Origin of the sequence: Paenibacillus sp. FSL P2-0089, from assembly GCF_038595095.1 — a bacterium.
Classification (GTDB): domain Bacteria; phylum Bacillota; class Bacilli; order Paenibacillales; family Paenibacillaceae; genus Paenibacillus_AQ; species Paenibacillus_AQ silagei.
Genome location: NZ_CP152006.1, coordinates 7,722,254 through 7,735,646, shown reverse-complemented (window position 1 = coordinate 7,735,646; position 13,393 = coordinate 7,722,254). Strand labels below are relative to the sequence as shown.

Here is a 13,393-nt window from a genome sequence, read left to right as displayed (position 1 = left end):
CGTGACCACACCTCCACTCTACTATCACTCAACACAGCCAATAGTAGCATAGAGGAGCTGATATCGAAATCGAGCGTAAGTAGAGTATTCTGAATTTATTCTGCAACTCTAGGTTGCAAAAGGCTATGTAGTAGTCTTGAATGCTCATCCCATTAAAAAACGGCTGGTCAGGTTCCCCTGATCCAGCCGTTTACGGTTATTTCAATATTACATTATCGATCAATACTGCTGTGTCAAAGACGCTGTCACCTTGATCCCACACATGGAACCGGAGGACAATGGAGCCCTTGCCGGCAAATTGGCTCACATCAAATTGGACGTGCTTCCAATTCGTCATGTAGGCCGTATCATCCCCGCCGTAGAAATTAACGTCTACTTTGTTCTCATCAATCCAATAGGCTGTGGACTCATTAATCGATTCCTTACCAACAATCACAGATTCCTGTCCGTAGACACTGGACGTCACCGTAGGTCCGCCATTCAAGTGTGAGGTGACGAGGGAAGCCGGATTGATGTATACACTGGAAGTTACTGTTGCTCTAAATGTATCGTTGTATTTGGTTCCAACATATTCCTTTGGCTCCTCAGAAATGAAATTGTAATCGAACGACAAGGTTGTGGCTCCCGCCGGGACAATGAAGCTCTGCTCGATATAACTATCGGAATTGTAGTCATATCCTCCCTTGTCATTGTTTTCAAACCCAAGGCCAGTACTGATAATCGCCATGTAGTTACCCTCTGTAGGCTTAAGCGGCCCCAGCTTTGAGATGACCCGGACATCTCCGTTTCCATTCCAGCCGGTCCATTTTCCGTTCTCAAAGGTTCCGTTGATGATCCCTTCGGTCTTAGTACCGATGCTGCTTCCCTTCATAACGAATGCTGCCAACCCGTCATCGGCTCCATGAGCAGCCACTGCTGCCTCAATAGCTTGTCCGGTTGTCATATTCTCATTATTCAAGGCATTGAATACGGATGGAGCAATGACCTGATCATAAGCAAGCTTTACATAATCGGTGTAACCATAATAAGTGCTGGCGCCATTGTTGATGAACGCATCCGACATGGAATCGTTGTATGCGCTGCGGCAGCTGCCGTTATATACAATAGTGCCGGGAAGCATATCATTGTACCGTGTAATGAAAGAAGGCGTAATCGCATAATAACCTGATATGATAGCCAATCTTCCCTTTTTCAGATCCAGTTCATAGGTCTTGTTGTTCTCTGCGGTTGCCTTCTCTCCAGTCAGGAACATGACTTGCGGCCCCGCATATTTGAAATCAACACCGTATTTATCATGGAATGTCTGGAGCACAATCTCATCATAGTACGTATCCCCATGGGAATCCAAGACTACAACACCATATTGATTAAGTCCTTTGAAGAAGTTAACGCCCGCTGCGCTGTCCTTTACTCTCTCCACAAGGAAGGGGTAATTCGACTGCTCGAAGCTTTGATATACAGCGTCATACACCGTCGAAGATGGAAGTGTGCCGGAGAATGGAGAGACCACAGCAACCTGCTGGCTTCCTATGGTGGCTACGGTTTGTTCCACATCTTGCGTGAGCGCCGTCAATGCATTATTGGACGCAGCCTCTTCTACAGTGTTATTTAATCCTTTTGTATTCTCAGGGGCCGAGGATATTCCGCCTAGAATCCCGTTGTCCAGCAAATACCAGATGCTTCCTCCTTCACCCGATATTCCTGCATGCTCTACTTCATCCTGGGCTTGAAGCCAAGCCACTGTCTCTTCCTTTGCCTGTTGCAAATTACCTGTAGAAGCAGTCAGTTGATCAAGCTTACTCTGTGTATTATTTTCAATCATTTCTGTTTGTGCAAGCTGTTCATCTGTAAGATGCTTCAGTACAGACAGTTTAAAGACTGCACTGCTAGGTACCTCTCCAACAAAGGCCTGCAGATTTATGTAGCCCTCTGTATTTTCAGTTAATGCTGCTTTGCCGCTATAGAGTCCGTCTGCCGCAAGGCTGTCTCCATGAATTTCTAAACCATCATCATACAGCAGGGTGATCTGTGACATCATTTTGCCGCTGTCATCTACCTGATAGACACTTGCAGTTACTGTCTCTGCCGCATTAAGCGTTGTACGGAAAATAACTTCAGTGGACTCTTCTTCATAAATAGCATCTGTACTCTCCCCCTTCACTACAATCTGGAGAGCATTGGCCGGTACTGGAGTTGGCTCCACTGGTGCCGGTGTTGCGGGTGCTGGAGTTGGCTCCGCTGGTGCCGGTGTTGCGGGTGCTGGAGTCGGCTCCGCTGGTGCCGGTGTTGCGGGTGCAGGCGTTGCCGATGCTGGCGTTCCTGGACCCGGGGCTGCCGGAGCGCTCACAGACGTATCACGGATAGCTTGTGTCGCTGTGGGAGCCGGAGTAACCACCGGAGTCTTAACAATGTTCGTCTCTTCAGCAAGGAGTTGCTTGGACTTCTCAACATATAGTGCCTTATTCGTCTTGAACTCATATGCGAGACGGGCCAGAGCCTGGCGCTCTGCGCGCTCTTTAGGTTTGAATTTCAGCGTGCCATCACTGCCTTGAACACCGTTAACGAACCCATTGTTGAAGGCCAGGGATACTTGAGCTTTTGCCCATTCAGACACCTCAGACATATCCGACAGCTTACTGCCAAGCGGAAGCTTCTTCGCCGTTTCATCTAATTCAAAGGCCCGGATGAAAAATACAACCAGCTCTTCCCGGGTTACACTCGAATTAGGACTGAACGTGCTCGCCGATGTCCCCTCTGTGATGCCTGCCTTCACCAACGCACCTACATAACCACGATACCAGCTGGTAGCGGCAACGTCTTTGAATGCAGCGGCCTGATCACCACTTACTTCCAGTCCTAAGGACAGAACTATAATTTTCGCCAGTTCGGCGCGCGACATAGCCTTATTCGGTTTGAAGGTGTTATCTTCATACCCCGAGATGATTCCTGCTTCAGTTAAAGATTGAATCTCCTTCTGAGCATAAGAGCCTGCGATATCTTTCAGTTGCGCGGACTCCCCGAACACCAGATGTGGCGTAAGGCTGCTTATTAGCAGGGCAATTACAATCACCAGACTGAGTTTACGGCGTGCTGCTTGGAATAACAAAATTTCTTCCCCCTCTTTCTGTATAAAAAAATTCATAAAAACCATCGCCCTACAGAGTTCCAAGGATGGAATATCGCTCCATAATTCGACAACTTCTTGATTCTACAATAGGACTATGTAAATTTACTATGTATATTGATACTAGGAAATTGTATAAATTGGAATATTAGAGGAAGAAAATTAAAAAAAGACCATCAAGCATAAGCTTGATAGCCTAAAGGCTGCCTGCAGTTTCCTGCATCTAATTCAAAGAGACCCTTATCGTATTTTTTGGAGTTTCATCTCTTCCATATCCAGAATGTTATGATAAAAGCTGGACTGGGTCTCTTTGTGTGAAATGCCAATGACCATCGTATTCGGCAATTCCCTGCTTATCAGTCTGTACAAATCTGATTCTTGTGCTCCATAAATATCGGTGGTTGCTTCATCAATTAATAACAATTCCGGCTTGAGTAACAGACATCTTCCCAAATTAAGAAGCTGCTTTTCACCCTGGCTGAAGCTCCCCTGATCTTCATCAATTTCTTGTTGAAGTGAGCTTACTCTCCCTCTAAGGTTTAACTTTTCAAGCACTGACCATATCTCCTGATCCGTACATTGCTGCTCGGGGTCCAAATTATCTCTTAGCGTTCCATGGTACAGCACCGGACGCTGCGGCAGGGTGACTATTTTTTTCATCAGCAGATGATCTGGAATGGACTTAACATTAGTGTCTCCGAGCAGAATCTCGCCTTCATACTCCATAAATCGGGTCAGGCAGTAAAATAACGTAGATTTACCGCTTCCCGTTCTTCCTTTGACCAGCAGGTTTTCAGTGGGTTCCAGTTTTAGTGTCAATCCGGAGATGACTGGTATTGAATCACTATATTTGGCGCTCAAATTCCTGATTGTCAGGCCGCCTGCTGTATCCATAACTGAAGGTGTAGCCTCCATTGCGCTTACCGGGGATTTTCCGCGCTCAAGCCCCAAAATTCTTTCAAGTGAATTCGTCCCAATTTCCATATGACGAAGATCTCTGAGCAGCACTTCAAAATTGGAAAATGCCGTTAACGTATAGGTTAAAGTCACATAGATGATAACGGAGTCTCCCGAGAAGCCCCTCAAGCTCATAAGGATCAAGAAAACAGAAAATGTAAAATACCCTGCCACCTCTATCCAGAACAGATAAAGTCTATTCACTGACTGTCTTGTATACTCTGCATTTAATGCGTCTGTAATCTTCCCTTCCCAGATATTCGTAAAATAAGTTTGCAGGCTTTGCTTCCTTACATAATTAGAATCTGCGGCCACAGATTTAAGAATAGCGAGGCAGGGCTCGTGGGCTTCATTGGCTAGCCTGGATGTAATTTTGCCTGTGATCCGAACTTCCTTCTGAATTTTATTAAAAAATATTAAAAATACACCCAGAACCAGCACCATATAGAAATCCGAGTAAGCAATTAGAATTGCTGCGGCAATAATTTTGAAAAACGATTCCAGCAGATTGCTGGTGTACCCGCTCATATCCATATCAATAATCTTCATATCATTGGAAAAACGCGCGGATAATGCCCCGTTCTGTTGTTTACTGAACTGCAAAAAACTGAGTTTCGATACCCGCTGTAATAATTGCTGATGAAGGGCTTCACCGGCTTTTACATTCCCCAAGTAGATTATACTTATACGCACAACATTGGTAATAACCAGCAATAGAGCTATGCCAAAATAAATAGAGGCGAATAACATAGGGTTTGCAGTATTTCCACCAAACCTCGGCACAATATAGATAGAGGCAGCATCGATAACCTGCGCTAATATAAATAAAGCTATGAAAAGAATCAGCAGCGGCCTGCTTCCTAATGCTAAAAAATACTGCTTCAGTACTCTAAGACTAGCTTGCTTAATCTTCTCCTGCTCTTCAGGGCCCGGCTCTTCCCGCTTTAAGCTCTGTTCTTCTGACAATTCCTTTGTGATACTTTCGTTATTCATTTGAATTACTTTTTCATCAGGAAGAAAGTCACGAAGTGTATTGTAATCGAATGCATTCTTTTGGAAAGCATTGTTGATACGGCCTTGTTTCATTACAATCACTTGGTCTGCCCGTTCGAATAATTCCTGATCAATAGTGGCTGCCACCATAATTCTAGTTGTATCATTCCAATAATCCAGAATCAAATTTTTAAGTACTCTCTTTCGCACCTTTGCATCCAAAGAATTCAGAATCTGATCCAGCAATACAGTCTTAGCATTCTGATATGCAGCCCGGGCCAGCAAAATTCTTTTTTTCTGCCCGCCTGACAGATTGACCATATCTGTGTTGATAACAGTAGAATCACCGTTTGTCCACTGTTCCAAATCCTTGCTTAACTCGCATAAATGAATGATCTGACGATAACGCGCCTCCTCATAAGGCCTGTCAAGGATGATATTATCTCTGATGCTTACCGGGAATAAAGGTGAATGATCCATGACCTCCTCACAGCGCAGCTCCGTAGATTCTTCTCCTTGAACGCGTTCCAGATATCCGGCAAGGGCTCGCAGCAGATTCGTTTTCCCGGACCCCGTTTCACCTACAATGATAACCAACTGTCCTGGATTGACCGTTAGATCAATATCTGTAAGCAGAATCTGGCCAGGGTCATTAGGTCTGCTATACGTTGCTTTCTTCAGTGAGATCGTCCCTGCCTTCTCTACAGTCCCTCTGCTTCCCTCCCATTCTTCTTCATCCAGGCTAACATATTCCTTTACGAGTGAGGCAGCCTTTAGCCCTTGTCTAACTGTGTTGATACTGACGAGGAAATCGTTAATACAACGATCCAGCAGGCCAAATACAATAAAGGATGCCATGGTTTTCTCAACACTTAGCGGATAGCCCACTAGAGAGGAGAAGCCAATACATATCATGGCCGTCAACGGAACCAGAGAATAGTTGATTAGAGTTAGCAGAATTTGAATCTTACTTTTTTTATGTAAAAATTCCGATTGACGCGATCTTGCTTTATTAATCTTGCGGATGAAGTAATTGGTGAAGTTCATTTGTTTAGCTTCTCTATATTTATTAAGGTAATCGTTGATTTCAAATAATCGCTTACTGTTTGCACGGCTGAGCTCAGTATCCACGCGATTCAGTTTATGAAGCAGCCTCGAAAACATAGGTGCTGCGAATAGCAAAATACACCCCATAAGACCCCCGGCGCCTAAATACATTACCAGGAGTGCAACGCCAAATAGAATCCCGAGCGCGCTGCTTATGCCGTCTATAAACCAAACTATTCCTCTGAACCAGCTAATTTGATTTCCGTACAAATCTATCAGTTGCCCTGCACGCTGCGCGGATTCTTTTTTCCGCAGAATATTCTTAAACAGGATATTGCGGTAATTGAATTCAATGGAGATAATTAGCTTCCAGCGGAAATGCAGAAATTGAGAATTGGAGATCACCTTCACCATTTGAATGGCGACAAACAGTAAGATCGCTCCCAGTGTTGCCCCGTGAGGCTGTGAGCTATCGTTAATAATGGCGCGAAGGATATCAGGAAACAAATACGGGATAGAGAACTGTAGGGCCAGGGTCAGAAACGAAAGTAGTGCATAGGCCAGGAAAGATGATTTTAATTGGCATACGATATGAATAACCAGCGGCATCACTTTTTTGGATCTGCGTACGGATGCTGATTCTTCTTGAAACCGACCGATTCCATATGTGGAAGGAATAGTGAGAATGGATTCTTGGATGGTACTTAGCGGCTGATCCTTACGAATAGCTTGCTTAGTAAACGAACGTGTCCACGTAAAAAATATCCTTTGAATAGGATTTGATATCTCTTCAAGAGAGCGGCTCTGATTCGGGTTAGTCAAACTGTTCATCCCTTCACTTATTGCGAAATTAAATAGTTAAACTATACAAAGCCCCATCCTATAACAAGACGGAGCCTGGTTAACATATTTTATCCTGATATATAATCTGCTTTTTTCTCGGTCTCCGGCAGTTGCGCTTTAATTTCCACGAAATAACGTTCCAGCAATCCTTTAACTATATGTTTAATTGTTTTGCAGTATGCTTCATCATAGTTATAGATATCATCAAATTCATTCTCTACAGCGCCTGTACAGTTCCCCGAACAAAATCCCTCCAATTCGCAATCGACACAACCCTTGGAGTTGGAATACGCTCTCATCGCATAATAACGGTATGCTTCACCGGCAAAAATCTCCTGAAATAAATCTGTATTTCCTAATTTTTTTGAAGTTGTTTTACAGGCATAGGCACTGCCATCCGGCTCAATGCTTATTAGACGCCCGATGGTAGGACAGGTCTTCCAGGCTCTTCTTTCCACCCATTCGTCCGGATGAACAATTCCCCAGAATGATTGATACCAATACCCTGATAACAACACGCCTCTAGTCTGAGCATAATCATAAGCATCCAGAATTCGGTCACCAATCTCTTTGAAACCAAACTTCCTATAAAAATCAAAATCAAAAGACATGATAATCTCAATACTTTTTATTCCCATTGCTGCAGCATAGTCTATGAGCTCATAATTAAAATGATCCCAAGTCTCTTCTGACATCACTGACTGCAGTTCAATATTGATATTGCGATCTCTAAGCTTGCCAATATTCTTGTCCAGTGTAGCCCATTTAATCAGATTATTTCCTTCTCCACGGAACTCACCTGTAAGGTAATCAATATAATCAATGCTTACAGCCACTCGCACCTTATACTTAGCCAACAGCTCCAATATGCTGGATGGCAAATATGAACCATTTGTCGTGACTCCGTATTCCAAATCCATGCCAAAGCTTGTACCATCGCCGAAGTGTAATAATACTTCTTCAATCAGCTTACTGTTCAAAAAAGGTTCTCCACCAAAAAACTCAATTGACAGTTTGTTCTTTCCGTTCATTTGAATGACCTGAATCGATTTCTCAATAGCTTCCTTGGCAACCTCAAAAGACATTGCCTGCTGCGGAAATCTCAGCTTATCATCTTGCGGGTTAGCTTCACTATAGTCAAAGGTGCTACAAAAACAGTAGCTACAGCTCATATTACATTTGTTAGTTGTAGAAAGATGAAGCCTGTCAAAATAAATACCAGTATGTAACTCCTGCTGCCGTTGATCCAATTCTTTCTCCAACAAGGCCCGTTCATCTTCCTCAACCTTATAGATAAAATTCAAAGCAATTAAATCATTGAACATTTCATCGCCAAAATACTCCAATACTTCATGCTCCGAAATTATAGTATGACCATCAAAAAAGTCATTACATTCTTTAGAAACTATTCTTCCATTTCCGTACAGTGCATTGTAGATAAAGTAATAGTCATCCGTAATAGAATTTCTGATTAAGTTAGGGGCTAGCTTATACAAAACCTTCATATTTATCCTCCGTTATAAGTTATAAGGGATATCTGAGTGCCCTAAGAGGTCCACAGATATCCCTGGTTAGATTAGCAAGGACGATTAGTCGTCAATGGGTTTAAATTTGTTTTAACAGACGAAGGATGGATCATTACTGGCTTTTTCATAGTTTCACCTCCATTCACGGTCTATTTCAAGAGAAATAGAATTATGTGATAAAGATTCATTTATGATATATAATCCCAGATGTTATAAAATATATTATTTCATCTTCTGGTAAAAAAACTGTTAAAAATATCATGTTCATCGTTTCGGCGGTGACTATTAAACACGGTCAGCTAGACAATCATATCCCCTATCCCGGTTCTTGTTATATCAGACTTGGCACTGTATACTGGCCTGCCTCTTGCGTAGAACGGCGCTGGCTGAAGTTCAATAAATTCGGTTATTTTCAATCCATTATGTTGATACGCCAATTTCATTAACAAGCCTTCCAGTTGTTGCACTGCTATTGCAATAGAGGGTTCCATCAGGATCGCTTCAAGTTGCTTAACATGCTCATTGACCACAGGGCTGATCTGCGCCAGCTCCCTGGACAGCCATTTGTAGGTCCCCGGCCGATACCTTCTGTTGTAGAGAAAGACCAATTGCACCGCCTGCTCCACCATCCGGTTTAACAGCAGCCGGGCTGACAACGTTTCTCCCCGAAGTTCAGCGAGCTTTACCACATAGAGATGACAGAATGAACTCCAGGCATATTTCAATTTATAGCGCCAGATATCATCTGGCAGATAAGCAAGGGTCTTACGCACTTCTGTTATTTCCCCAATAGGGTCTGTGAAGATTCTCCCTCTTGTCCATTCGAGCAATTTCTGCTCAGGAAGCATTAGCCACTCGTGTAAGGAAGGTTGCACACTATGCAGACCCAGTTGGATTCGCATATGCCGGGAGACACATGTAATAGCAATATGATGCAGATTGCCACTACCATTAGAGGGTATAAGCACCTTGTGAGACTCATCTACAGAAAAGCGGGCGGGATACCCTTGGAATAAAGCCGGAACTTCTTCATCCAACGCTTGATCGAGGGTTACAGCATATTGATCGTAGTCCGAGTCCTGCAGCCAAATGTAGCATCTGGCTCCCCATTCATGATCTCTTGATAAGTCGTCATCATGCCCTAGAACATCCGAGCCATATCCAATCAATCCGGCAGCATGCTTCTCCATTAGTTGCGGGAAACGTCTGGCGATCAGCGGCCTCACAATCTCCCAATAGAACTCCTCGCTTAAGTCTAAACCCTTCATTTGCAGACTCCATTTCATGTAACAGTGCGCACTCACATTTTGTTTTACCGGTAACCTTATGTTAACATCTCGCCCAAAAATTACTAGACTATTCATTTGAATTCTGTTATCATTTAGATTGAAGTCTTGATAATAATACTATTCCATTAAAAACGGCTGGTCAGGTTCCCCTGATCCAGCCGTTTTCTGGTTATTTCGATACCATATTATCGGGCCCAGCTTCGCTCACTCAGATATCGGCCAACCACCCCATCGCTCCAGACATGCGCTTCGACGTACCGCTCGGGACCGTACTTTCCGTCATTGTTCCAATTCTGCGGTAACCCGTACTTGTCAATGATGCTCACAATCTCGGGATAGGTATACAGAGTGTGCCTGTACTCTTTGCCATCATTAATCAGCGGGCTGAAGGTGGGCATGGAGTCCCCATAGGTAAAAGAAATCGTGTTCACATCAAATTCCTCAATCGGAATCTTGAGCGATGCGCCATTCTCGAACCATGTGCTTAGCCACGGACTGTGTTCAACTACCATATAATGCGGGGAGGACCGCTGGACCACACCGCCCTTACGTATAAATTCCGCCCGGATGATGCTCTCGCAGTTCCGCCGATATTCCACATACTTATCATGTCTTTGGGCGCTCTGGGCCTTGGGCTTGGTCTGCTTAATCGTCTCCAGCACAGCCCTCGCCTGATCGCCCGGTAAATCGGATATGCTGACAAACGGCCCCACAGCTGCATCATAATAATGATATAAGAACATCGTTCCGCTCCCTCCCAGCGTAGCTTATGTCAACCCAACTCTAAATCCTTACCGGCTAGCTACCTCGATGATCCAGTCAGTCAGTTCGTTGATTTGACTCTTCACAGCGATCGGGTCACGGTACCAGGATTGGTTCTCCGTCCATATAAACACCCGATTGTGGGCAACGGGCCCCAGCGACCCCCATATCGGATCAGCCTGCAACGATTCTAAACTGGACTCTGTAGTCAGAATTAAATAATCCCCCATGTACTCTGAAAGCTTCTCCAGTGAAAATTCGTAATAGGATTCCTCCAGCATATATCCGGGAACGGCAGCCGGCGGCTTCAGCCCCATGATTTCATACATCAGCCGGCCGCCTCGGCCCGACTTCGGACCAAACAGGCTCACGTTTCCGTCATACTCCTGCATAATCGAAAGCGTCTTCCCTTCAGGAACCGCTTGTTTAACCTTCGCCCGAATGTCTGCAATTTCCTTCTCGAATTGTTCGTTCCATTGCTCCGCGGCCTCGCGCCGGTCCAGCAAATTGCCGAAATACAGCATCTCATCCTGTATGGATGCGAACTGATTGTAAGGCACAGATACCGTTGGCGCAATCTTCTGATATTTCTCAACTACCTCAGGCTGTGGATTATGCGTTATGATCAAATCCGGATTCAGCTCCAGCAGCTTCTCAAGCGAGTCGCCGACATCCGTCACAACATCCAGCATTCCCTCCAGGTACGGGCTCGACATCAGGAACGATTCGGCTGCAACCGGCTGAACATCCAGCGCAAGTACAGTACCGAGATAAGAGATTGCCGCTATGCGCTGAGGGTGTTCAGGAACCTCGACATCGCCAAAAGCGGTACTAACCATCTTGGTCCCCGAAGAGGCCTTAGCCCCGGTTACGGTTGGAGAAGCGCTGACGGCAACCTGGCTGTGCGTTGCACTCCCGTTGTTCACCGGCCCACCGCAAGCCGTTAACATCACGGTTAAGCATAACAGCATCACTGCATACAAGCTTCTGGTTGCTCTGGTCATTCTATTCGCCTCATTCCATTGAAATTGATAATCAATATCACTCACATGAAAAGGATAGCGTAATGACCGGCTGGGAACAACGGACGATTGTGACCTATTCCTTGCATAATCTGAAACGGACTGTCCGTATCGTTTACGATATTGGCCTGGCGTTATGCCGGTATATTTCTTGAACATGCGGTTGAAATACATAAGATCTGGATAACCGACATGGGTTGCAATCTCCTGTTGTGTTGCCATCGTACCGGCCAGCAGATTCTTCGCTTCCTCCATCCGGAAACGGATTACATAATCCAGCGGACTGAGTCCTGTCTGTTCTTTACATTTTCTCGAAATGTACTGCTGGCTGTAATTCAGTTGCCGCGCTAGCTCCTCTAGCGAGATGTGCTTACGGTAATTTCTGGACAAATACCGGATGACCTGTTCTGACAAGGATAGCTCACCGGGTCTGAACAAGCGCTCGCTTAGAACTGCGTGGACGAAGCGGATGAAATCTCCCTTGACCGACAGCCGGGTCAATCCGTCATCCAATTGAAGCCAACTGCCGCATATTGTCTGAAGCAGCTCTAACATAGCCAGCGGTTCAACGGGCGGGAAGCCCCAGTTGTCCAGAAACGGTTCGGATTCATGCATCATCCTATGAAATTCATACGAGGCCGAAGCGGGCAGCGAAGCTTTGTACAGTACGATATATACGCTTAGTGCTTCCTGGCTCCGGATCGTCACCTGAGCACCTTTACCGGCGTGCAGCACGTAAAAACGGTCGCATAGCCATACCTCCTCATCAACCCACAACTCACCCTGTCCTTGGAAAACAAATAAAAATGCGCTCGCCGGTAAGCGGTACTGCTTCAAATCCCCGCCGGTTCCGGCCTGCTTCAGCCGCACATCAAGCACGCGCACCGTCACCTGATTCCATAATTGTATAATTCTCAGAGCATCCATAGCTGATTCGCAAGCTCCCCCTAAATGATCTAACAGATAATCATTCTCAATTGAATCCTGTTTTTAATCACCATAACGAATAGGATTCGTACTGTCAACACGGGTTGACCGGAGTCTTCTCAAAAGCAAAAAGACGCTTGCCTCCCACATGCGGAAGTCCAAGCGTCTATCAGGTTCATTAGGGACGGGAGCGGCAGTTAAACCTGGCGCATATCAGCCTAGAGCACAGACTCCAGCACTTCATCCTCAGCTTCAATACTATTCAGGGCCGTACGGTTAATCCAAGACAGCGCCAGTGTTCCCTCGCCCATATGAGCACCTACCACCGGGACAAAGGTCATAATCTCTGTACGCACCGAAGGGGACATGGCCTTAATGGCCCACTCCAGGCTCAGCGCCTCTTCTTTATTGTTGGCGTGCATAATACATACATCCTGGAAGCGGCCGATTTCCTGCTGGATGGTCTCCAGCAGCTTTTGCTTCGTCTTCTTGAAGGTGCGAATTTTATCGGCGACGACAATTTTGCCCTCATCGAACCGCAGAAGCAGATGAATCCGCATCAGCTGGCCCAGCAGGAACTGAGAGCCGGAGAGCCGTCCGCTGCGGTGCAGCTGGCTCAGGCTGGCAGGGATAATATAGAAGGACATTTCCTCGATTATATTATCAATTCTGTTCTTGATCTCCTGTGCAGAGCAGCCTGCCTGCTGCCAGTGAATACCGCGCAGTAGCATCTCACGGATGGGGTATGCGCCTACTTTGGAATCGATACCAATTACGTTCACTCCAGCAAATTCGACATAAATTCACATTATATATGACGAATATACCTGTTTAAGAGAGGTTTGATTATGGTATGAGAAAAGGCGGAAAATAGAGTTCGTACGAGCATCCTACTAAGTTCCT

General features: G+C 45.3%; 7 protein-coding genes. All 7 read right to left on the bottom strand.

Annotated features, from left to right (window positions below; genetic code table 11):
- Window positions 1–196 precede the first annotated feature (196 nt).
- On the bottom strand, window positions 197–3,106 hold the full coding sequence (locus tag NST69_RS33070) for an S-layer homology domain-containing protein (protein ID WP_342548169.1): 2,910 nt from the start codon (window positions 3,104–3,106) through the stop codon (window positions 197–199).
- Window positions 3,107–3,364: 258 nt separating this feature from the next.
- The gene (locus tag NST69_RS33065; RefSeq protein WP_342548168.1) at window positions 3,365–6,943 is read right to left on the bottom strand and encodes an ATP-binding cassette domain-containing protein; all 3,579 of its coding nucleotides are present in this window, start codon (window positions 6,941–6,943) and stop codon (window positions 3,365–3,367) included.
- Window positions 6,944–7,032: 89 nt separating this feature from the next.
- Complete coding sequence (locus NST69_RS33060; protein WP_342548167.1) at window positions 7,033–8,469, bottom strand: radical SAM protein; 1,437 nt, start codon at window positions 8,467–8,469, stop codon at window positions 7,033–7,035.
- Between the two features lie 320 nt (window positions 8,470–8,789).
- On the bottom strand, window positions 8,790–9,758 hold the full coding sequence (locus NST69_RS33055) for a DUF4037 domain-containing protein (protein ID WP_342548166.1): 969 nt from the start codon (window positions 9,756–9,758) through the stop codon (window positions 8,790–8,792).
- 206 nt (window positions 9,759–9,964) lie between these two features.
- A complete protein-coding gene (locus NST69_RS33050; RefSeq protein ID WP_339253032.1) occupies window positions 9,965–10,522 on the bottom strand; it encodes a hypothetical protein in 558 nt (185 codons plus the stop codon).
- A 48-nt stretch (window positions 10,523–10,570) separates the two neighbouring features.
- Complete coding sequence (locus NST69_RS33045; protein ID WP_342548165.1) at window positions 10,571–12,490, bottom strand: AraC family transcriptional regulator; 1,920 nt, start codon at window positions 12,488–12,490, stop codon at window positions 10,571–10,573.
- Window positions 12,491–12,708: 218 nt separating this feature from the next.
- Window positions 12,709–13,272, bottom strand: a complete 564-nt coding sequence (locus NST69_RS33040; protein WP_342548164.1) for a DegV family protein — start codon at window positions 13,270–13,272, stop codon at window positions 12,709–12,711.
- Window positions 13,273–13,393 lie beyond the last annotated feature (121 nt).

What these genes read in the sequence shown, in the direction of transcription:
- NST69_RS33060 (WP_342548167.1), bottom strand. Translation starts at nt 8,469, where the DNA reads ATGAAGGTTTTGTATAAGCTAGCCCCTAACTTAATCAGAAATTCTATT.
- NST69_RS33055 (WP_342548166.1), bottom strand. Translation starts at nt 9,758, where the DNA reads ATGAAGGGTTTAGACTTAAGCGAGGAGTTCTATTGGGAGATTGTGAGG.
- NST69_RS33050 (WP_339253032.1), bottom strand. Translation starts at nt 10,522, where the DNA reads ATGTTCTTATATCATTATTATGATGCAGCTGTGGGGCCGTTTGTCAGC.
- NST69_RS33045 (WP_342548165.1), bottom strand. Translation starts at nt 12,490, where the DNA reads ATGGATGCTCTGAGAATTATACAATTATGGAATCAGGTGACGGTGCGC.